This window comes from Mycobacterium sp. SMC-17 (assembly GCF_045310915.1).
Taxonomy (GTDB): Bacteria; Actinomycetota; Actinomycetes; order Mycobacteriales; family Mycobacteriaceae; genus Mycobacterium.
On record NZ_JBJIAK010000015.1, the window covers coordinates 80,389 to 101,015 of the forward strand.

Below are 20,627 nucleotides of genomic sequence, written 5' to 3' on the forward strand. Positions count from 1 at the left end.
CTGCCTTCTGTCCCCGCATGTTAGTTCGACTATATGTTTCAGCCATGTGACCGTGCCATGAACTCATGGCAAACTCACATGTCTGCGAGCAGCCGAAATGCGGTGACCTGGCGGTCTGAGAATTGACGGTGAGCAAGGTCACCGGATGGCCGAGGAACTTTCCCAGGCAACGGAATTCGTGACGACCGCTGCGCGCGTGCCTCAGTTCACGGGCACGACGAGGCCAGCGTGGGTGAGTCCGCAGCAAGAGGAGTGTTGTTGGCCTCCGCCCGGTTGAAAGCGTCGCGGCGGGCGTCATCGATCGTCGACCCCGCGCCGCCGGACACGACACCGCTCGCAGGGGCATGCACGTTGACGATGCACAACCGGTCGTTGGTGACCTCATCGCTGGTGCACTGGTCGGCGCCGGCCCGGTTACAGGCCGCAATCACCGCCACAGAGGCCGCGTGGACGTCAGGCCCGGTCGCGGTGAAGCCGACGACGGTGCCGCCGCGAACGCCGGAACCGACCGCGGCGGCAATGTTGTTCGGCTTACCGATCACGCCCGCCGAACCGTCGGCGCACGCGGGCACCGCGGCGATGGCGCTCACGCCGAGCACCGCCGCCAGGGCAGCCACCACACGCCTCATGAATCCGCCGGTCCTCTCGTCCGTAACTGGCGAGATTACCCGGGGTTCACAGCTTTCGCTCAGCGAAGCGAGCGATGCCGCCCGCGCGAAAAACGTAAAAACCCCTGACTTCCAAGGAAATCAGGGGGCTTTCACGTCTTCTCGAACCTAGCCGGTGACGAGTTCCACCGAGTTGGCGCGACGGAGCTTGCCGGACGGGGTCTTGGGGATGGTGCCGGGACCCAGCACGACGACGTTGCGCGGCCGCACGTCGACCTCGGTCACGACCTCGTGCGCCACCTGATGCTCGATCCGGCGCACTTCCACCGGGTCCTGCCAGGCGTTGGATTCGACTGCGACAGCGAACGTCTCGCGCGAATGACCGGCGTCGAGGCGCACCGCCACGGCGCAGCCCGGGCGCACGCCCTCGACACGGCCCGCGGCCCGCTCGATGTCGGTCGGGTAGATATTGCGGCCCGCCATGATGATGACGTCCTTCACGCGGCCACACACCACGACGTTCTGCTCCTCGGTGATGTACCCGAGGTCACCGGTGTCGTACCAACCGTTCTCGTCCTGCGTCGGCAGGAAGCCGGCCATGGTGATGTAGCCGGGGGTCACCGATTCGCCGCGCAGCTGGATGACGCCGACACCGCGCTCGGGCAGGACGTTGCCGTCCTCGTCGACGACGCGGGCCTCGAGGTCGCGCAGCAGCGGGCCCAGCGAGGCCAGGCGACGCGTGTTGCCCTTCGAGGCGGGCACGGCACGCCGCAGCGCGGCCAGCAGATCGGCGTCGACCTCGTCGACGACCAGGCCGGCGTTGCACGGCGAGAACGACACCGCAAGGCAGGTCTCGGCCATACCGTAGGCGGGCAGGATGGCCGAGGCCTTCAGCCCGAACGGCTTACCGGCGTCGATCAGGTCTTCGACGTCCGCGGGGTCGACGGGCTCGGCGCCGGACAGCGCGAACCGCAGGGTGGAGAGGTCGTATTCGCCCGGCTTGGCCTGGCGGCGCAGCCGCTTGGCGAACAGCGCGTAGGCGAAGTTCGGGGCCGCCGTCATGGTGCCCTTGTACTTGTCGATGAGCTTGGCCCACAGCAGGGTGTCGCGCAGGAAGTCCATCGGCGTGACCTTGACCAGCTCGGCGCCGAAGTACATCGGGATGGTGAGGAAGCCGACCATGCCCATGTCGTGGAAGCACGGCAGCCAACTGACCATGACGTCCTTGTCGACGTCGTACTCGGCGCCGATGAACATGGCCTCGGCGTTGGAGTAGATGTTGCGGTGCGTGATCTGCACGGCCTTGGGCGATCCGGTCGAACCCGACGTCAGCTGCATCAGCGCGAGGTCGTCCTCGCCGGTCTCGACGGGGTCGATGGGCTCGGCGGCGAGCAGGTCGCCGACCTTGAGGACCTGCAGGCCCTTCTCCTCGAGCACGGGAACGGCGACCAGGAACGGCTCGGAGACGACGACGGCCTTGGCCTCGATCATGCCGATGACGTTCATGGTGTCTTCGGCCCAGACGGCGAGGTCGGTACGGGGCGTCGGCTGGTGCAGCATGGTGAGGCTGCCGCCGCGCATCCAGATGCCCTGCACGGTCGGGGCGATCTCGACCGGGAAACCGGCCAGCACACCGATCTTGTCGCCGGGGCCGATGCCCGCGGCCGCCAGGCCGCCGGCGACGCGGCGCGCCCGCTCGTGGACCTCACCCCAGGTGTGGCGCACTGGCTCGTGCGGCTCACCGGTGACCATGCCCCGCTGCGATGTACGAGCGTTGTAGTACATCTTGTCGGTAAATCGGCTCACGACAACCTCCTGAGGTCAGGCGCCACTGCCCGTCGTTCCATAGTCCGTCCGGTGCCAGGCGCACATGTAGAGGCGCGCACGCACAATTCGGCCGCGGTTATATCTCGAATCGATGGCTGCACTGCCATGACTCCGGCGCTGCGCATCCGCTCACCGACACCGCCGGTGAGAGAAACCATTGCGTTCCACGCCTGGCCGCTGGCATACACCATCGATCATCTTAAGAGACTCTTAAGTAGCTAACAAACTGTTGGCCGAATTGAGTGCTGGGTCACACCCGGATCAGCCCTGCTTGCTGGGCGCCGGCACCACCCTGGCGCCGTGCACCGGGCCGCTGGCCACACGTACCGTCCGGCACACCCCGGCGCCGGAAAGCTGGGTACCGACCTCGACGGCGTCGTCGGCGGAAGCACACAGGAACGCGCACGTCGGCCCGGAACCGGACACTATGCCCGCCAGGGCGCCCGCCTCGACGCCCGCGCGCAACGTGCGCCGCAGTCCGGTGTCCAGGCTGACGGCCGCGGCCTGCAGATCGTTGCCCAGCAGCGGCGCCAGCTCACGCGGATCACCGGAGGCCAACGCGGTCAGCAACGGCTCGGGATCGTCCAGCGCCGGCGGGCCGCCCGCGCGGGCGTCTTCCCGCAGGTTGTCCAGCTCGGCAAAAACTTTCGGCGTGGACAGGCCGCCCTCGGCAAATGCCAGCACCCAATGGAAGGTGCTCCGCGCCAACACCGTGGCCAGCTGCTCGCCGCGGCCGGTGCCCAGCGCGGTGCCGCCGTGCAGCGCGAACGGCACGTCGCTGCCGATCCGCGCGGCCAGCGCATGCAGGTCCCGCCGCGGCACGCCCAGCTCCCAGAGATTGTTCATCGCGACCAGCACGGCGGCCGCGTCGGCACTACCGCCGGCCATGCCGCCGGCCACCGGAATGGACTTGTCGATCGAGATCGCGACGTCAGGCGCGCGGCCGACATGCTCGGCCATCAGTTCCGCGGCCCGCCAGGCGAGGTTGCGGTGGTCGGTCGGCAGGCCCTCGGCACCGGCGCCGAACATCTCCACCGACAGCAGGTCGGCGTTGCGGACGGTCACCTCGTCGAACAGCGAGACGGCGTGGAACACCGTGGTGAGCTCGTGATAGCCGTCATCGCGACAGTCCCCGACACCGAGGTACAGATTCACCTTGCCCGGCACGCGGACGGTCACCGAGCCGGTGGGCACCCACTCAGAAGCAGTGTTTCCATCCGACGTAGACACGCCACGACAGTAACGCCCGCGGCGAGGGCCACAACACCAAGTGCTGAAAAGGCCCGCCCGCCAGCCCTAGTGGGTGGCGTCGACCTGCTGCTCAGGCTCCGGAGTGGCGGCGCGCTGCTCACGATCCAGCTCACCCGAACGCTGCAGCAGTCGCACGAAGTCGGCGATCGCCAGGGTCTCGCCCCGACGTGCCGGATCGATGCTGACGGCCAGCAGGCGCTCGGCCGAGGCATTGCCCGAACCCGCCCACTCGGCGAATGCGTTGCGCGACGTCTTGCGCCGCTGCGCGAACGCGATGTCGATCAGGTCGAACACCTGAGTGCGGAAGCTGTCGTCGGTCGGCCACGGCGACGTCTCGTGCCGGTCGATCCGGACCAGGCCCGAGTACACCCGCGGGATCGGCCAGAACACCGTCGGCGAGACCATGCCGTAGCGCCGCACGTTGCCGAAGAACCGCACCTTGGCACTGGGCACCCCGTAGTCCTTGGTGCCCGGGTCAGCGGCGAGCCGCTCGGCGACCTCGGCCTGGACCATCACCATGACGGTACGGATGGTCGGGAATTCCGAGAGCAGGTGCAGGATGGCCGGCACCGCGACGTTGTACGGCAGGTTGGCGACCAGCGCGGTCGGCTGCTCGTCCAGGTCGGACGGCATCAGGTCGAGCACGTCGCGGTTCAGCACGGTCAACCGGCCGATCTCGCTGTGGGAGTGCTCGGCGACCGTGGTCGGCAGCTGGCGGGCCAGCACGGGGTCGATCTCGACGGCCGTCACCTTCGCGCCGCGGTCCAGCAGCGCCAGCGTCAGCGAGCCCAGACCCGGGCCGACCTCCAACACGTGGGACTGCCGGTTCACCCCGGAGGCCGACACGATGCGGCGCACCGTGTTGGCGTCATGCACGAAGTTCTGTCCGAAGGCCTTACGCGGCCGGAAATCAAGCTCTTTTGCCAGATGCCGGATTTCGGTTCGACCGAGTAGCCGGATCGTCATCGTGCCCCAATTCTCCCGCTACACACTGGCCAGGCACCCCAACCTTGGCGGGCTCGCGTCACTTCAGCAATCGCGATCTGCTCTTCACGTGTCGCAAGATCAGCTCTCGCAGCATAACGCAGACCACCCTGCCGCTCCCAGGTGTTCTGATCAAATTGGACTCCGCCGTAAAAACCATTGCCGGTATTGATGGCCCAGTTACCGGTGGACTCGCAACGCGCCAGGGCATCCCACGCGGCTCCCTGCGTCACCGGCGGCACCTCGGTGCCGGGCTTGGCGCCGATGCGCAGGACGCCGTCGCGCGCCGGGGTCAGCACCTGGTTGGACACCGGCAGGCGCCCGGTTTCGACACCGTTGACCGTGGCCACAGCGAACGTGACGTTCTGCGTGCCGGGCTGGCCCGGATCGTCGACCACCTTGCGGCTCATGTTCAGCGCCGGGTCGGGCACGGTGTTCATGGTCGGGGGCAGCGGCGATTCGGTGGTCACCTGCTGCAGCCGAATGCGGGTCACGTCGATCGTCATGCCCTCGGTCACCGGGGTGGCCGCCGCGGGGACGACGGTGTCGCGCTGCTCCAGTGGCACGCCGGCGGTGGCCAGCAGCCCGGCGACGTTCGCCGCGGCCAGGTGCACCTGACGCGGCACGCCGCCGTCGACGATGGTCACGTTGCGGGCGCTGACTACGGGCAACGACATGCCGGCGAGCGGCACGCGGGTGGCGCGGTCTGCCGCGACGGGCGCGGTGTCGGTCAGGGAGAGCTGCTTGAGGGCGTCCTGCACGGTGGCCGCGGTGGTCCACACCTGACGCGTGCCCTGGCCGTCCAGCGAAATCTCGAGCGGGCGGCTGCGGCGCAGCACGATGTTCTCGGCGTCGTGCACGTCCTGGTCGGCCGCCGGGAACAGGTCGTCGCGCTCGCCGACCGAGAAGCCGTTCTCGGTCAGGACATCGCCGATGCGCGTCTTCATGGTCTGCACCGTCATCGGTGCGCCGTCGATGGTGAGGGTGACGGTCTTGTGGTTCGCGACGGCGAACCCTCCGGCGACGGTCAGCGTGGCGAGGAAGGCCCCGGTCACGCCACGCAGCATCGGCGAGCGCGCATCATGCAGTTTGTTCAGAACGTTCAAGGCGTCAATCCCGTGTCTTTCGGGCCCGAGGTGGCCCCGAGCAGCGGCCGCGGTGACCGCATAAAAGCCACCTCGACCGGGTTGATCACAGAACGGTAACGAACGTCCCCGGGAGGCGGCAACTTGGACTAATGATACAGTCCATAGCTTTTCGAAGCGTTTTCCGAGGTCACCGCGGCAATTTCGGCCGCTGAAGAATCTCTGATCTCGGCCAGCGCACGGACCGTGTACGGCAGGCAGTACGACTCGTTCGGCGCCCCGCGGAACGGGTGCGGCGTCAGGAACGGCGCATCGGTCTCGACGAGCAACAGTTCCGCCGGGATGATCGCCGCCGCCTCCCGCAGCGCGTGTGCATTACGGAAGCTGACGGTGCCGGACAGACTCATGAGCCAGCCGTGGTCGGCGCAGGTCCGCGCCATCGCGGCGTCCGACGAGAAGCAGTGGAAGATCACCGTCTCCGGAGCGCCCTCGGACCTGAGCAGGTCGAGGACCTCGGCATCGCCGTCCCGGTTGTGGATCATCAGCGGCTTGCCGACGCGTTTCGCCAGGTCGATGTGCCAGGCGAAAGCCTCGCGCTGCGTCGCTTCGTCGGCGCAACCGTCGAGCTTGCCGGGCCAGTACATGTCGATGCCGGTCTCCCCCACCGCGACCACGCGCGGGTCGGTCGCCAGCCTCTCCAGGGTGCGTTTGGCCTCGTCATCGAGGACGTTGGCACGGGTCGGGTGCAGCGCGACGGCGGCGTAGACCCGCGGATCAGCGTGCGCCGCGCCCACGGCCCACTCGGCGGCCTCGAGATCGTCGGCGATGGTCACGACCTTCTCGACGCCGACGGCCTCGGCCCGGTCCAGGATCACGCGAATGCTCTCGGCATCGGTCGCGCCACACGCATCCAGGTGGGTGTGGGCGTCGATCAGGCCGGGCAGTGGTTCCGGGGCGGGCGGCTTCTCTCGTTTGGCGCTCACAGCGACACCTTAAAGTGAGACCCAAATGACTCAATCTCTCCCCGGCGCGGGGACGCGCACCCCAGGCGCCCCTTTCTACATCACCACCGCCATCGCGTACCCCAACGGCGCACCGCACATCGGGCACGCCTACGAGTACATCGCCACCGACGCGATCGCCCGGTTCAAGCGACTCGACGGCTACGACGTCCGCTACCTGACCGGCACCGACGTGCACGGCCAGAAGATGGCCGAGGCCGCGGCGACCGAGGGCATCACCGCGGCGGAGCTGGCTAAGCGCAACTCCGACGTGTTCCAGGCGCTGCAGGAGAAGCTCAACATCTCGTTCGACCGGTTCATCCGGACCTCCGACGCCGACCACTACGAGGCGTCCAAGGAAATCTGGCGGCGCATGAACGAGGCCGGGGACATCTACCTCGGCACGTACGCCGGCTGGTATTCGATCCGCGACGAGCGCTTCTTCGCCGAGGACGAGACCGAGGTGCGCGGCTCAGGCGATACGGCCGGCCGGTTCGCCATCGAGACGGGCACCCCCGTCACGTGGACCGAGGAGCAGACTTACTTCTTCAAGCTGTCGGCCTACACCGACCGGCTGCTGGCGCACTACGAAGCGCACCCCGAGTTCATCGGGCCGGACGTGCGGCGCAACGAGATCGTCAGCTTCGTCTCGGGCGGGCTCAAGGACCTGTCGATCTCGCGCACCACCTTCGACTGGGGTGTCCCGGTACCCGACCACCCTGAGCACGTCATGTACGTGTGGGTCGACGCGTTGACGAATTACCTGACGGGCGTGGGCTTTCCGGACACCGCGGCGGAAGCGTTCGGCAAGTACTGGCCGGCCAATCTGCACATGATCGGCAAGGACATCATCCGGTTCCACAGCGTGTACTGGCCGGCGTTCCTGATGTCGGCCGGAATCGCCCTTCCGGAAAGGGTTTTCGCGCACGGCTTCATCAACGTCAAGGGCGAGAAGATGAGCAAGTCGGTGGGCAACGTGGTGGACCCCATCGCGCTGATCGATGCCTTCGGCCTGGATCAGGTGCGCTACTTCTTCCTGCGGGAGGTGTCCTTCGGCCAGGACGGCAGCTACAGCGAGGAAGCCATCATCGGCCGCATCAACGCCGACCTGGCCAACGAACTGGGCAACCTGGCGCAGCGCTCGCTGTCGATGGTGAACAAGAATCTCGGCGGAATCGTCCCGGAGCCAGGCGAATTCACCGCCGCCGACCTGGAGCTGCTGAAGCAGGCCGACGCGCTCCTCGAGCAGGTGCGGGCGCACTACGACGTGCCGGCCATGCATCTGGCACTGGAGGCGATCTGGCTGATGCTGGGTGCCGCCAACCGCTATTTCTCGGCCGAGGAACCGTGGGTGCTGCGCAAGTCTCCCGCTGAGTCGGACCAGACCCGCTTCGGCACGGTGCTGTACACGACGCTGGAGGCGGTCCGGATCGCCGCGCTGCTGGTGCAGCCGGTGATGCCGGAGTCCGGGGGGAAGCTGCTCGATCTGCTCGGGCAGGACGCCTCGGCACGGGATTTCCGTGCCCTGGGCACCAGGCTGGCACCGGGCACGGTGCTACCGACACCCGAAGGCGTATTTCCCCGCTATCAAGCGGAGACCAAGGAGTAGCGAAAAGATATGGCGCAGGACGGCTTACACGAGCGGCTGCACGACGTCTACGAGGAAGTCACCCGCCGCAACGCCGGCGAGATCGAATTCCACCAGGCCGTCTACGAGGTTCTGACGAGTCTGGGCCCGGTCGTCGACAAGCACCCGGAGTACTCCGACACCGCCATCATCCGACGGTTGTTCGAGCCCGAGCGGCAGATCATCTTCCGGGTGCCGTGGATCGACGACGCGGGTGCCGAGCAGATCAACCGGGGCTTCCGCGTCGAGTTCAACTCCGCGCTGGGCCCGTTCAAGGGTGGCCTGCGGTTCCACCCGTCGGTGTACCTGGGCATCGTGAAATTCCTTGGCTTCGAGCAGATTTTCAAGAACTCGCTGACCGGTCTGCCCATCGGCGGCGGCAAGGGCGGGTCGGACTTCGACCCCAAGGGCCGCTCCAAGAACGAGGTGATGCGGTTCTGCCAGTCGTTCATGACCGAGCTGTACCGGCACATCGGTGAGTACACCGACGTCCCCGCCGGCGACATCGGCGTCGGCGGCCGCGAGATCGGCTACCTGTTCGGCCAGTACAAGCGCATCACCAACCGCTACGAGTCCGGCGTCCTGACCGGCAAGGGCCTGACATGGGGTGGCTCGCAGGTCCGCACCGAGGCCACCGGCTACGGCACGGTGTTCTTCGTCGACGAAATCCTGCGCAGCTCCGGGCAATCGTTCGACGGCAAGCAGGTGGTGGTGTCCGGATCCGGCAACGTCGCGATCTACGCCATCGAGAAGGTGCACGCGCTGGGCGGCACCGTCATCGGCTGTTCGGATTCCGGCGGGTACATCGTGGACGAGAAGGGCGTCGACCTCGAGCTGCTGAAGGACCTCAAGGAAGTGCGCCGCGGCCGGATCTCCGAGTACGCCGACATGCGCGGCGGCAGAGCGCGATTCGTGGAGAACGACTCGGTCTGGCAGTTGCCGTGCGACATCGCGCTGCCCTGTGCCACGCAGAACGAGTTGGACGGCGACGACGCGAAGGCGCTGATCGAGTCCGGCTGTCAGGTCGTCGCCGAGGGCGCCAACATGCCGTGCACCCCGGAGGCGGTGAAGCTGTTCGCCGAAGCGAAGGTCGCGTTCGCGCCCGGCAAGGCCGCCAACGCCGGCGGCGTCGCCACCAGCGCGCTGGAGATGCAGCAGAACGCGTCGCGCGACTCGTGGACGTTCGAGGAGACCGAGCAGCGGCTCGCCGAGATCATGGGCCGCATCCACGACCGCTGTCTGAGTACCGCCGACGAGTACGGCCAGCCGGGCAACTACATGGCCGGCGCCAACATCGCCGGGTTCATCCGGGTCGCCGACGCGATGTCGGCCCTCGGAGTGGTCTGACCTGCGCATTGACCCCCGCTGGTCGCAGGGTCCGCACTGGAGTCGAGTGATCTGGGCCACATCTGCGGGTACGTTTGTCACACTTTCGGCGCCGCCGGTGTCTTGAGGGCATAACCAACCCCGAAGGAGATGCAGTGATGACCGGAAACCAGAAGCTCCACCGCGTTGTCGTCATCGGCGGCGGATACGCCGGCGCACTGGCGGCCAATCACGTCCGGATGCGCGACGACGTGGCCGTCACCCTGGTGAACCCGCGGCCCAAGTTCGTCGAACGCATCCGCCTGCACCAGCACGCGGCCGGGAACTACGACGCCACCGTCGGCTACGACACCCTCCTCGCCGACGACGTCCGCGTGGTGATCGACACCGCCACCCGCATCGACGCCGCGGCCCGCACCGTCGAGCTGGCGTCTGGCGACACCCTGGACTACGACTACCTGATCTACGCCGTCGGCAGCACTGGCGCCGTCCCGGCGTCGGTGCCCGGCGCCGCCGAATTCGCTTACCCCCTGGCCGAATTCGAGCAGGCGGAGCGGCTGGCAGCGCGACTGCAGGACGTGCCGCTGTCCGCGCCACTGGTGGTCATCGGTGCCGGGCTGACCGGCATCGAGGCGGCGTCCGAATTCGCCGAGGCCGGCCGCAACGTCGTGTTGGTCGGCAACAAGCTCGCGCCGGCGATGAGTGCCCCGGCCCGCCGCTCGGTGGCCAAGGCCCTGGCCAAGCTGGGCGTGACTGTGATCGAGGGCGACGTCAGCGCCGTCAGCGCCCACCGGGTGACCCTCGCCGACGGGCGCTTCATCAGTAGCGCCGTCACGGTGTGGACCGCCGGCTTCGGCACCCCCCAACTGGCGGCCGCCAGCGGACTGCGGACCGATGACCTGGGCCGGTTGCTGACCGATGAAACCATGACCAGCATCGACGATCCGCGCATCGTCGCCACCGGCGACGCCGCTGCACCGTCGGGTCAGCCGCTGCGGATGAGCTGCCAGGCGACGAGTCCGCTCACCGTGACGGCCGTGGGGACCGTGCTGAGCCGGATCGCCGGAACCGAGCCCAAGCCCCTCGACCCCGTGTTCGTCGGATCGTGCGTCAGCCTCGGCCGGCACCTGGCGACCATCCAGATCGCCCGGAAAGACGACTCCTCCACCAATTACTACATCGGCGGTCGAGTCGGCGCGAAGCTGAAGGAAGCCATCTGCAAGGGCACGCTGTGGGGGATCCGACGGGTCGCCAATAAGCCGAGCGCGGTGTTCGTGATGACGGGCGGCAAGCGGGCCGAACAACTGGCGGAGACTGTCAGCGCATGACCGGCTCAGCCAGTGTCGCAGGGGGTGAACACGCCGAGCGGTTCACCCACCTGCGGCCGCTCCTCTTCACCATCGCCTACGAAATCCTGGGCTCGGCAACGGAATCCGACGACGTGCTGCAGGACAGCTACCTGCGGTGGGCCGAGGTCGACCTCGACACCGTGCGGGACACCAAGTCGTACCTGGCGCAGTTGGTCACCCGGCAGGCGTTGAATGCCCTGCGGGCCGGCGCTCGCCGCCGCGAGGAGTACGTCGGCCCGTGGCTGCCCGAGCCGCTGCTGCTCGACGAGCGCGACGCCTCCTCGGATGTCGTTCTCGCCGAGTCGGTTTCGATGGCGATGCTCGTGGTCCTGGAGACGCTGGGCCCCGACGAACGGGCCGTGTTCGTGCTGCGTGAGGTGTTCGGGTTCGACTATGACGAAATCGCCGGGGCCGTAGGCAAATCCACCGCGGCGGTGCGCCAGGTCGCACACCGGGCCCGCGAGCATGTCCAGGCCCGGCGTAAGCGGTACACGCCCGACACCGCCAAGTCCGCCGAGGTCACCACGCAGTTCCTGACGGCAGCGGCGACCGGCGATCTGGACGGCTTGATGACGCTGCTGGCCCCGAACGTCACTTGGACCGCGGACAGCGACGGCAAGGTCAGCGCCGCCCGGCGACCGGTCTACGGCCCGGACAAGGTCGGGCGACTGCTGCTCGGCCTCATGCGCGGCATCGCCGACTACCCCGAGGCCCGCGCCGACCTCGCGACGTACAACAGCGCCCCGGCACTGGTGCTCTACCTCGGCGAGAAACTCGAGGGCGTCATCCTGATCGAGATCGAGGACGGCAAGATCAGCCACTTCTACGCCGTGCGCAACCCCGACAAGCTCGGTGGGGTGCTGGTCGAGCGGGAGATCCGGCGGACCGTCTGACAAGCTGTGGGGCGTGCGAGTCGAGCGGTTGGCCGACCTGGGCGACGCCCCGGGGGTGTTGAAGGCTGTCGCCGACGCCGCCGCCCGCCGCGGCCTGCCCCCGCCGGCCGCGCTGCTGGGTGACTGGTTCGGTGCGACGGCCGTCATCGCGCCGAGCGTCGCCATCGAGCCGGTGGCCGCCACCGAAGTCTTCGACGCGCCAACGGGTTCCGGTGAGACGATCGGTGGCGGCTGGTTCGGCTACCTGTCGTACCCGGACGGTGGTCACCGGATTCCGGAGGCTGCCGGCGGCTGGTCGGACTCGGTGCTGCGGCAGGACGCCGCCGGGCACTGGTGGTACGAAAGCCTTTCCGGGGCAGCGCTTCCCGACTGGCTGGCCGCCCTGGAGCCGGCGGCGCCCGCGCCGTACGCGATCGACTGGCGGGCGCCGGACCGCGCCGGCCACCGCGCCGGCGTGCTGTCCTGCCTCGACGCGATCGCCGCGGGCGAGGTGTACCAGGCCTGCGTCTGTACCCGCTTCACCGGACGCCTGTCCGGCACGCCCATCGACTTCTTCGTCGACGCGGTGACGCGGACCGCGCCCGCCCGGGCCGCGTTCGTCGCAGGCGAGTGGGGCGCTGTCGCGTCCCTGTCGCCGGAACTGTTCCTGAGCCGCCGCGGCGAGGTCGTCACCTCCAGCCCCATCAAAGGCACTCTCCCCCTTGATCGTCCGCCGTCGGAGCTGGCTTCGTCGGTCAAAGACGTCGCCGAGAACATCATGATCGTCGACCTCGTGCGCAATGATCTGAGCCGTGTCGCGACGACCGGGTCCGTCCGGGTGCCGCAGCTACTGGCAGTCGAGCCCGCGCCGGGCGTCTGGCATCTCGTGTCGACGGTGGCCGCGCAGGTTCCGGTCGACACCCCGATGGCAGCCGTGCTCGATGCCGCGTTCCCGCCCGCCTCGGTGACCGGCACCCCGAAATGCCGCGCCCGCGAACTCCTCGCCGACTGGGAGCCGTACGACCGCGGAATCTATTGCGGGACGGTCGGTTTGGCGTCACCCCTGGCCGGCACCGAACTCAACGTCGCGATCCGCACCGTGGAATTCGACCCCGACGGCGGAGCGATCCTGGGGGTGGGCGGTGGCATCACCGCCGACTCCGACCCGGACCGCGAATGGGAAGAGTGCCTCCACAAGGCCGCCGCCACCGTCAGCCTCTCCCTGTCTCGCGAGCAGTCCGCTGCAAGCGGGCGGTACCCTGCACAAAATTGGGTCGATCGACACTGATCTAGCTACCCGACTCTCTTAGGCCTCGGATCCCAGTCACCTGGTGACTGGGATCCGAGGCCTTAGTGCGACCTAAGCGAGTCGGGTCGGTTCACGCGGAGATTGGCGGCGAATTTCGTGATCGCCTGCGAAGCATCGCAGGCGATCGCCCGCGTGGCGCATCCAGGCCCGCACCGGCCGGACAGTCGACCCACAGAAAACGTCAGCGGAGCCTTTTTCAACACTTTTATGTCTCACGGGCCTTCAGGACCGCGTCGTAGAGCTCGCGCCGGGACGGCGCGCCGGGGTTCTCGGCGATCACTTGCGCGCAGGCGTCTTTGACGCGCGCGCCGTCGTCGACCAGGTCCTGAACCAGCGCGACCAGCGCGTCGATGTCCGCCACCGGCGTCGCTCCCGCCAGCACCACGGTGATCTCGCCGAGTACGCCGTCGGCGGCCCACTCGGCCAATTCCGCGAGGGTGCCCCGCCGAATCTCCTCGTGTGTCTTGGTCAGCTCACGGCACACGACCGCGCGCCGGTCCGGCCCGAGCGCCGTCACTGCCTCGGCCAAGGTCTCGGCCAGCCGGCGCGGTGACTCGAAGAACACACACGTCCGCCGCTCGGTCGCGAACCCGGCCAGCCACGCCGCCCGGCCCTTGCGCGGCGCGAAGCCTTCGAAGCAGAACCGGTCCGACGCCAGCCCCGACACCGCCAGCGCCGTCGTCACCGCCGACGGGCCCGGCAGACACGACACCGGCAGCCCGGCCTCGGCGCAGGCGGCCACCAGTCGGTACCCGGGATCGCTGATCAGCGGCATGCCGGCGTCGCTGACCACCAGCACGGTCTCGCCCGCGGCGATCGATTCGACGAGCCCCGCGACCCGGGAGGCCTCGTTCTGGTCGAAGAAACTGACGACGCGCCCAACGGGCCGGACGTCCAGCGACGCGGCCAGTGCCCGCACCCGTCGGGTGTCCTCGGCGGCGATCACATCGGCACTGCCGAGCGCCTCGATCAGGCGGGCCGACGCGTCGCCGGGCCGGCCCAGCGGAGTGGCCGCGAGCAGCAGCCGACCAGCGTCAGCAGGCGGACCAGAAACTGATGTCACCGGGACAGCCTACGATCGCTGACGTGACCGCCCCCGCTCTCGACGCCTCCGACGCCGAGCGCGAGGTCCCCGTGATCAGTCCGGCGCCGCTGACGCCTGCCGCCGATTTCGGCCCGACCGATCGGCTGCGCGGCTGGACCATGACCGCGGTGATCACCGCGCTGGCCGTCATCACCCGGTTCCTGAACCTGGGCTCCCCGACCGATGCCGGCACGCCGATCTTCGACGAGAAGCACTACGCGCCGCAGGCCTGGCAGGTGCTGCACAACAACGGCGTCGAGGACAACCCCGGCTACGGCCTGGTGGTGCATCCCCCGGTCGCCAAACAGCTGATGGCCATCGGCGAGTGGATCTTCGGCTACAACGGCGTCGGCTGGCGGTTCTCCGGCGCGGTGTGCGGCGTCATCCTGGTGCTGTTGGTGGCGCGGATCGTGCGGCGCATGACGCGCTCGACGCTGTTGGGCGGCATCGCCGGGCTGCTGATCATCGCCGACGGCGTCAGCTTCGTGTCGGCGCGCACGGCGCTGCTGGACGTCTACCAGACGGTGTTCATCGTGGCGGCGTTCGGCGCGCTCATCGTCGACCGCGACCAGGTGCGCGCCCGCATGCACGTCGCGATGACCGAAGGTCGCATCGCCGACACGGTGTGGGGCCCGCGCCTCGGCGTGCGGTGGTGGCGCTTCGGTGCCGGCGTACTGCTGGGGCTTGCGCTGGCGGTGAAGTGGTCGGGCCTCTATTACATGGTGTTCTTCGGCCTGCTCACCGTTGCCTTCGACGTCGCAGCCCGGCGCGCGTACCGAGTGCGGCGGCCCTGGCTGGGCACGTTGCGCCGCGACGTCCTGCCGGGGATGTGGGCGCTGACGCTCATCCCAGTCGGTGTCTATCTGGCGTCGTACGCGCCATGGTTCGCGTCCGAGACCGCGATCGACCGGCACATGGAAGGCCGGAACATCGGCGACGGCGCCTTCTCCGCGCTGCGTTCACTCTGGTACTACACGCACGACGTCTACAGGTTCCACTCCGGGCTGACCAACGCCGCGGGCAATCACCATCCGTGGGAGTCGAAGCCGTGGACGTGGCCCATGTCGCTGCGGCCCGTCCTGTACGCCATCGACAACAACAACGTGCCGGGCTGCGGCGCACAGTCGTGCGTGAAAGCCGTGATGCTCGCGGGTACACCGGCCATGTGGTTCATCGCGGTGCCGGTGCTGGCCTGGGCCGTGTGGCGGACGTTCATCAAACGCGACTGGCGCTACGCCGCCGCGCTCACCGGCTACGCCGCGGGGTACCTGCCGTGGTTCGCCGACATCGACCGGCAGATGTACTTCTTCTACGCGACGCCCATGGCGCCGTTCCTCATCATCCTGATCACGCTGATCCTCGGCGACATCCTGTATCCGAGATCGACGGAACCGGAACGACGAACACTCGGGCTGCTGGTCGTGTGCTTCTACGTGGCGCTGGTGATCACCAACTTCGCCTGGATGTACCCGATCCTGACCGGCCTGCCGATCTCGCCGGCCACCTGGAACCTGGAGATCGTCCTCCCGTCCTGGCGTTGACCCTGCGTCTGGTGCGCAAGAGCGCGAGTGGCGAACGCCGCCACCGCGGAGTCAACGGAACGGTTCCGACACATCGAACGCCTGTGCGATAGGATCGCGGGGTGTCCTTGGCGGTTCAGGGTTCGCTGTTCGACCATGCCGAACGGCGCTGGCTCGGTGACGGCGCCTGGGTCGACGTCCGCGCCGGCTGGCTGACGGGCGCCGACACGCTTTTCGACGAGCTGCTGACCGCCATCCCCTGGCGCGCCGAGCAACGCCAGATGTACGACAAGGTGCTCGACGTGCCGCGTCTCGTCAGCTTCCACGACCTCGCGCAGGACCGGGCGCCACATCCCGGGCTGGCGCGGCTGCGGGTCCGGCTCAACGACGCCTACGCCCACGAGCTCGGCGAGCCGTTCACCACCGTCGGCCTATGCCTGTACCGGGACGGCAACGACAGCGTCGCGTGGCACGGCGACACCATCGGGCGCAGCAGCACCGAGGACACCATGGTCGCGGTGCTGAGCCTCGGAGCGACAAGGGTTTTCGCGCTGCGTCCCCGCACCACGGGCGCCGACGGCAGGCGCACCAGCGTCCGGCTGCCGCAGGGCCACGGCGACCTGCTCGTCATGGGCGGCTCCTGCCAGCGCACCTGGGAGCATGCGGTGCCCAAGACCGCCCGCCCCACAGGGCCGCGGATCAGTATCCAGTTCCGGCCGCGCAACGTGCGCTGACTACTGGCCCCGCACCGCGGTGACCGACTTGGTCAGCAGCTCCGTCGCCTTCTGCGTGTTGACCGGCACGACTGGCTTGTCCGGCACGACGAGCGAGTTGGCGGTCACGATCACCAGGAATCGGCCGAACCCGCCGACGTAGTTGTACAGCTGACCGGCAGCCGGCTTGCCGGCCGCCACCGTCTCGAGAATGCGGTGGGTGCCCAGCGTCTTCACCCCATCGATGGGCGGGGCGGGCACCTCTTCCACCAGGCCCCGCACCCCGGCGCCGGAGAAGGCCACCTTCTTGCAGCTGTCGCCCGGATCAGCCGGCGCGATCGGCTCGGACGTCTCCACCGCCAGGATGACGAACCGGTTGCCCTGGCCTTCTGCGGTGACGGCGGTCATGTTGCCCTTGGCGCCGGGTGAGACGGCCATGCCGGAGGCGAACTTGGCGCAGTCCGGTGGCTCGAATTTCAGACCGGGGGGCAGTGTCTGCGGGGCGAACGCGCGCGGGTCGATGCCCGTCGGCGCAACCGTCTTGACCTGGTATTCGGGCCCGAAAGTGCCCTTCAGATCAAGGATTTTGGTGATGTCGGGGTCGGCGACCACCTGGGCGTGGGACGTGCATGCCGCCACCAGACCGGCAGAGGCCACCGCGAGCACCGTTCTGCGCATTGTGGCGAATCTACCGGGCCGACCCGTCCACGGCCGGGATGCCCCGCACCGACCGCACGGCCGCGTCCAACAACGTCGCCGGGAGATCCGCGGGCAGCGCGGGCGCGACAGCCCCCGGATCGGTCACCATGGTGACCGAAACCGCCAGCGTATCGACGTAGGCGATCAGAGTCGTTGCCTGCGAATGGGTTTGCGCGCCGTTCTCGACACTGGTGGTGATGTGCGCCGTCATGCCCAGCGTCCGGGCGTCGGCGACCTGGGGCGCGTCGGTGAGGTCGACGGCCGCCCGGGCCCTGGCGGTGCTGAGCGTCCAGGTATCGCAACCGCCGGCGAGCGCGGGTGCCGCCGGCGCCGCGGTCGCGTACACGATGCCGCCCGGCCCTGACGCCGACCAGCCACGAACACCGTCGGCCGGTGCGGCCATCAGCGCTGCGCAGTCCGGCGGGTCGGCGGCCGACCCCGCGGACATGCCCCAGAAGGTTGTCGGGACAGCGGGCGCCGGCAACGCCCCGAACTCGTAGCCCTGTAGGTTTTTGGGGAGGTGTTGGCGCATCCGGCCGATCGCGGCAGGATCGGCGGGTTTCGCGGCCGCCGGGGTGGTGGGCCGCGTGGGCGGGGTCGTCGACCCGCACGCGGCGCACAGCAGAACCGCCACCGACCACGCCACTGCGCGCATTTGCTGTTGATAGCACGGCAGACGCGCCGACCCCCGACAATGCCCGCCGCCACGCCGAAGCGTGTTTTGCTCGGGGTGGCATAGCGCGAAAGCTTGCCTCTCCGGCCGCGTCCGCCCCGTAGTCTGCAACCGAACGACAGGAGACGGAAATGTTGCCGATGAGGGTTGCCGGCGTTGCGCTGGCCGTGACAGTGACCGCGCTGGGAGCGAGTGCGTGCAACTCGGACTCGAAACCCGCTCCTTCGTCGTCCTCGTCGAGCAGTGCCACGAGCACCAGTGCCGCAGCGGCACCGTCGTCTTCGGCGCCGGGCGCACCGGCCGCACCGGCCGCGCCGAAGAAGACCATCCGGGACTACCTGCACGAGAAGAACATCACCGAGCAGCAGCTGCATCCCGGTGACCCGGGGGCGCCGACGCTGACCATGCCGCTCCCGCAGGGCTGGGTGGACGCCGGCCCGCTGACCCCGAAATGGGCTTGGAGCGCAAGCAAATTCGATGACCCGGCGGTGAAGGCCGACCCACCGACCATCATTGTGCTGATCTCGAAGTTGCCTGGCGGCAATGCGGACGAGGTGCTGCAGTACGCACCGGGCGAGCTGCAGAACCTGCACAATTGGCAGGACGCCGGCACCAACTGCGACGCCAAGCTCGCCGGCTACAAGGCATGTCAGGTCGGCGGCATGTACACGCAAGACGGCAAGGACCGGCTGATGGCCCAGAAGACGGCAGCCATCCCGGTCAAGGACGGCGTGATCGTCCTGCAGATCAACGCCAACGGCACCCGGGAGACCATCGGGCCGCTGATGGATGCCACGTCGGCGATCGACAAGTCACTGGCGATCACCACACCCTGAGTTTCAGGCGCGGGAGAACGCCGACGCCGCGGCCACCTGCTCGGCAGTCGGCCGCACGCCGGTATACCGCTCGAACTGTTCGGCGGCCTGCAGCGCGATGACCTCCGCACCGGTGATCACCGGAACCCCGGCAGCACGCGCCGCGCGCACCAGCGGGGTCTCCGACGGCAGGGCCACCACGTCGAACGCCGTGCGCGCCTTGGCAATAACCTCGGGTTCGAAGGACAGGTCGTCGGCTTCGGCGCCACCCGCCATCCCGATCGGGGTGACGTTGACGACGATGTTGGCGCCGCCTGACGCGTCGGCCGCGTAGCGGTAGCCGAGCCGGTCGGCCAGCCGGCCGCCCGTCTCCTGGTTGCGGGCCACGATGGTGCCGGACTGAAATCCCTTGTCCCGGAACGCCGCTGCGACGGCGCTGGCCATCCCGCCGCTGCCGCGAATGAGCAGTGATGAGCCCGGGTCCAGGCCGTGCTCGTCGATGAGCCGGGCGATCGCGAGGTAGTCGGTGTTGCACGCGGTGAGCCGGCCCCCGTCGTTGACGATGGTGTTCACCGAATTGATCACGCGCGCAGACTCTTCCAGCTCATCGACCAGCGCGATGACGTCTTCTTTGAACGGCATGGACACCGAACAGCCGCGAATGCCCAGGGCCCGGACCCCGCCGATCGCCGCGACGATGTCCGTCGTGGTGAAAGCCTTGTAGATGAAATCCAGGCTGAGCTCGTTGTAGAGGTAGTTGTGGAAGCGGGTGCCGATGTTGCTCGGCCGGGCAGCCAGCGAGATGCACACCGCAGTGTCCTTGTTCAGCAGCGGACGCCCGGAGTACAACGATTCCGTCATCAGCCGACCGCCTTGATCACATGCTGCGCCAGGGTGTAGATGTCGCGATACTGCTTGTGCGACAACGCCAATTGGTCGGGCGCCGGGACGTCGAACTCGGTGACGATCATGTTGCGGTCATCCCGCTCCCAGGTCGCACCGTAGTGTTCGAGAATCTTGCGCATCGGAAAGTTGTCGGACAGCACCCGTGCCGCGAACCGCTCGATGCCTGAGCCCCGAGCGGCCGGCACCAGCGCATCCATGAGGAAAGTCCCGATGCCTTTGCCCTGATAGTCGTCGCCGACCATGAAGGCCACTTCGGCGACGGTCGGATTCTCGTGCAGCCGAACGAATCTCGCGTCGGCGACCATCGGCCCGTCGGGTCCGTCCACACCGTCGGTCAGCACCCAGACGAAATGGTCCACATAGTCGACCTCGAACAGGTAGGCCATCAGTGCCGGGCTGGGCTGGTAAGCGGTCTGGAATCGGCGGTACATGGTCTCGGTCGAGAACTCGACGGGCCCCTGGCGCACGCGCGGGTTATCGCCCGGCAGCACGGGCCGCAGGTACATCTGGCTACCGTCGCTCAGCTTCACCGGAAGCGGCGTGATGAACTCCGCGAGCCGCTGGCGTGCCGTACGCACGAGGCGTTCGGCCATACAGGGCACGTCGAGCATGGCCGTCAGTGCGTCATGCCCGCCGGTCCAGCCGGCCAGCGGTTCTGTGACCACCACCGTGGCGTTGCGGGTACCACCCCGCAGCAGCGCGATCTCACCGACGATCAGGCCCGGGCCGATGTTGTGGACGATGAGTTCGCCGTCGGGCGCGGCATGCGTCACCCGGACACTGCCGGAGCTGATCAGAATGAACGACGACGCGACTTCGCCCTGCGTCATCAGCACCTTGCCGGGTTCGGCTGTCAGCGGGCGCAGAAGGGGCGCGAGCCGGTCGAGATCCGCTCGGTGGCAACTGGCGAAGAACCCCAGCGAAGCCAGCTCATCCGTCGTCGATTCCGGCACGGTGCAAACGTTACCGGCGGACGGG

Annotated in this window: 19 protein-coding genes; 8 read left to right on the forward strand and 11 right to left on the reverse strand. The window is 68.3% G+C overall.

The annotated features are described in order from the left end of the window. Positions 1-206 precede the first annotated feature (206 nt). The 6 genes from ACJH7A_RS12330 to ACJH7A_RS12355 form a co-directional block, all read right to left on the reverse strand. The gene (locus ACJH7A_RS12330) at positions 207-629 is read right to left on the reverse strand and encodes a hypothetical protein (RefSeq protein WP_064859489.1); all 423 of its coding nucleotides are present in this window, start codon (positions 627-629) and stop codon (positions 207-209) included. Positions 630-776: 147 nt separating this feature from the next. Continuing rightward, entirely contained in the window at positions 777-2,414 is a 1,638-nt protein-coding gene (locus ACJH7A_RS12335; RefSeq protein ID WP_135355194.1) for a fatty acyl-AMP ligase, read from the reverse strand. Positions 2,415-2,696: 282 nt separating this feature from the next. Further along, a complete protein-coding gene (locus ACJH7A_RS12340) occupies positions 2,697-3,665 on the reverse strand; it encodes a 4-(cytidine 5'-diphospho)-2-C-methyl-D-erythritol kinase (protein ID WP_406802053.1) in 969 nt (322 codons plus the stop codon). A gap of 66 nt (positions 3,666-3,731) precedes the next feature. After that, on the reverse strand, positions 3,732-4,652 hold the full coding sequence (gene rsmA / locus ACJH7A_RS12345; protein WP_406802054.1) for a 16S rRNA (adenine(1518)-N(6)/adenine(1519)-N(6))-dimethyltransferase RsmA: 921 nt from the start codon (positions 4,650-4,652) through the stop codon (positions 3,732-3,734). Further along, entirely contained in the window at positions 4,649-5,776 is a 1,128-nt protein-coding gene (locus tag ACJH7A_RS12350) for a transglycosylase family protein (protein WP_406802055.1), read from the reverse strand. Before ACJH7A_RS12350 ends, rsmA begins: the two co-directional genes overlap by 4 nt. A gap of 128 nt (positions 5,777-5,904) precedes the next feature. Further along, positions 5,905-6,738: a TatD family hydrolase gene (locus ACJH7A_RS12355; protein WP_406802056.1), complete on the reverse strand. Its 834-nt coding sequence runs from the start codon at positions 6,736-6,738 to the stop codon at positions 5,905-5,907. Between the two features lie 25 nt (positions 6,739-6,763). On the opposite strand from ACJH7A_RS12355, the gene metG reads away from it, so the two are divergent. The 5 genes from metG (at position 6,764) to ACJH7A_RS12380 (ending at position 13,218) form a co-directional block, all read left to right on the forward strand. Then, positions 6,764-8,365 carry a methionine--tRNA ligase gene (gene metG, locus ACJH7A_RS12360; protein WP_406802057.1) on the forward strand — a complete coding sequence of 534 codons (1,602 nt, stop codon included), beginning with the start codon at positions 6,764-6,766 and terminating at the stop codon, positions 8,363-8,365. Positions 8,366-8,374: 9 nt separating this feature from the next. After that, entirely contained in the window at positions 8,375-9,730 is a 1,356-nt protein-coding gene (gene gdhA, locus ACJH7A_RS12365; RefSeq protein ID WP_406802058.1) for an NADP-specific glutamate dehydrogenase, read from the forward strand. 137 nt (positions 9,731-9,867) lie between these two features. Beyond that, complete coding sequence (locus ACJH7A_RS12370) at positions 9,868-11,037, forward strand: FAD-dependent oxidoreductase (RefSeq protein WP_318986734.1); 1,170 nt, start codon at positions 9,868-9,870, stop codon at positions 11,035-11,037. Next, positions 11,034-11,951, forward strand: coding sequence for an RNA polymerase sigma-70 factor (locus ACJH7A_RS12375; RefSeq protein ID WP_212812886.1), 918 nt, complete (start codon positions 11,034-11,036; stop codon positions 11,949-11,951). Before ACJH7A_RS12370 ends, ACJH7A_RS12375 begins: the two co-directional genes overlap by 4 nt. 13 nt (positions 11,952-11,964) lie before the next feature. Next, the gene (locus ACJH7A_RS12380) at positions 11,965-13,218 is read left to right on the forward strand and encodes an aminodeoxychorismate synthase component I (protein ID WP_406802059.1); all 1,254 of its coding nucleotides are present in this window, start codon (positions 11,965-11,967) and stop codon (positions 13,216-13,218) included. A gap of 226 nt (positions 13,219-13,444) precedes the next feature. Here the strand turns inward: ACJH7A_RS12380 and rsmI are convergent, their stop codons facing one another. Continuing rightward, a complete protein-coding gene (gene rsmI / locus ACJH7A_RS12385) occupies positions 13,445-14,302 on the reverse strand; it encodes a 16S rRNA (cytidine(1402)-2'-O)-methyltransferase (RefSeq protein ID WP_406802060.1) in 858 nt (285 codons plus the stop codon). Positions 14,303-14,325: 23 nt separating this feature from the next. Between rsmI and ACJH7A_RS12390 the strand changes: the two genes are divergently transcribed. Both ACJH7A_RS12390 and ACJH7A_RS12395 read left to right on the forward strand, forming a co-directional pair. Then, positions 14,326-15,864, forward strand: coding sequence for a dolichyl-phosphate-mannose--protein mannosyltransferase (locus tag ACJH7A_RS12390; protein WP_406802061.1), 1,539 nt, complete (start codon positions 14,326-14,328; stop codon positions 15,862-15,864). A 101-nt stretch (positions 15,865-15,965) separates the two neighbouring features. After that, positions 15,966-16,577, forward strand: coding sequence for an alpha-ketoglutarate-dependent dioxygenase AlkB (locus tag ACJH7A_RS12395; RefSeq protein ID WP_060999285.1), 612 nt, complete (start codon positions 15,966-15,968; stop codon positions 16,575-16,577). Here the strand turns inward: ACJH7A_RS12395 and ACJH7A_RS12400 are convergent, their stop codons facing one another. After that, entirely contained in the window at positions 16,578-17,234 is a 657-nt protein-coding gene (locus ACJH7A_RS12400) for a DUF5642 family protein (protein WP_406802062.1), read from the reverse strand. A gap of 10 nt (positions 17,235-17,244) precedes the next feature. Next, complete coding sequence (locus ACJH7A_RS12405) at positions 17,245-17,910, reverse strand: DUF5642 family protein (RefSeq protein WP_406802063.1); 666 nt, start codon at positions 17,908-17,910, stop codon at positions 17,245-17,247. Positions 17,911-18,059: 149 nt separating this feature from the next. On the opposite strand from ACJH7A_RS12405, the gene ACJH7A_RS12410 reads away from it, so the two are divergent. Beyond that, on the forward strand, positions 18,060-18,764 hold the full coding sequence (locus ACJH7A_RS12410) for an LpqN/LpqT family lipoprotein (protein WP_073694364.1): 705 nt from the start codon (positions 18,060-18,062) through the stop codon (positions 18,762-18,764). A 3-nt stretch (positions 18,765-18,767) separates the two neighbouring features. Here ACJH7A_RS12410 and ACJH7A_RS12415 read toward each other — a convergent pair whose 3' ends face one another. Then, positions 18,768-19,604: a shikimate 5-dehydrogenase gene (locus tag ACJH7A_RS12415; RefSeq protein WP_406802064.1), complete on the reverse strand. Its 837-nt coding sequence runs from the start codon at positions 19,602-19,604 to the stop codon at positions 18,768-18,770. Then, a complete protein-coding gene (locus tag ACJH7A_RS12420) occupies positions 19,604-20,602 on the reverse strand; it encodes a GNAT family N-acetyltransferase (protein ID WP_073694362.1) in 999 nt (332 codons plus the stop codon). The genes ACJH7A_RS12415 and ACJH7A_RS12420 overlap by 1 nt, the downstream gene beginning before the upstream one ends. Positions 20,603-20,627: the final 25 nt, after the last annotated feature.

What these genes read in the sequence shown, in the direction of transcription:
- ACJH7A_RS12400 (WP_406802062.1), bottom strand. Translation starts at nt 17,234, where the DNA reads ATGCGCAGAACGGTGCTCGCGGTGGCCTCTGCCGGTCTGGTGGCGGCA.
- metG (WP_406802057.1), top strand. Translation starts at nt 6,764, where the DNA reads ATGACTCAATCTCTCCCCGGCGCGGGGACGCGCACCCCAGGCGCCCCT.
- ACJH7A_RS12370 (WP_318986734.1), top strand. Translation starts at nt 9,868, where the DNA reads ATGACCGGAAACCAGAAGCTCCACCGCGTTGTCGTCATCGGCGGCGGA.
- ACJH7A_RS12330 (WP_064859489.1), bottom strand. Translation starts at nt 629, where the DNA reads ATGAGGCGTGTGGTGGCTGCCCTGGCGGCGGTGCTCGGCGTGAGCGCC.
- ACJH7A_RS12410 (WP_073694364.1), top strand. Translation starts at nt 18,060, where the DNA reads ATGTTGCCGATGAGGGTTGCCGGCGTTGCGCTGGCCGTGACAGTGACC.
- rsmA (WP_406802054.1), bottom strand. Translation starts at nt 4,652, where the DNA reads ATGACGATCCGGCTACTCGGTCGAACCGAAATCCGGCATCTGGCAAAA.
- ACJH7A_RS12405 (WP_406802063.1), bottom strand. Translation starts at nt 17,910, where the DNA reads ATGCGCGCAGTGGCGTGGTCGGTGGCGGTTCTGCTGTGCGCCGCGTGC.
- gdhA (WP_406802058.1), top strand. Translation starts at nt 8,375, where the DNA reads ATGGCGCAGGACGGCTTACACGAGCGGCTGCACGACGTCTACGAGGAA.
- ACJH7A_RS12415 (WP_406802064.1), bottom strand. Translation starts at nt 19,604, where the DNA reads ATGACGGAATCGTTGTACTCCGGGCGTCCGCTGCTGAACAAGGACACT.
- ACJH7A_RS12375 (WP_212812886.1), top strand. Translation starts at nt 11,034, where the DNA reads ATGACCGGCTCAGCCAGTGTCGCAGGGGGTGAACACGCCGAGCGGTTC.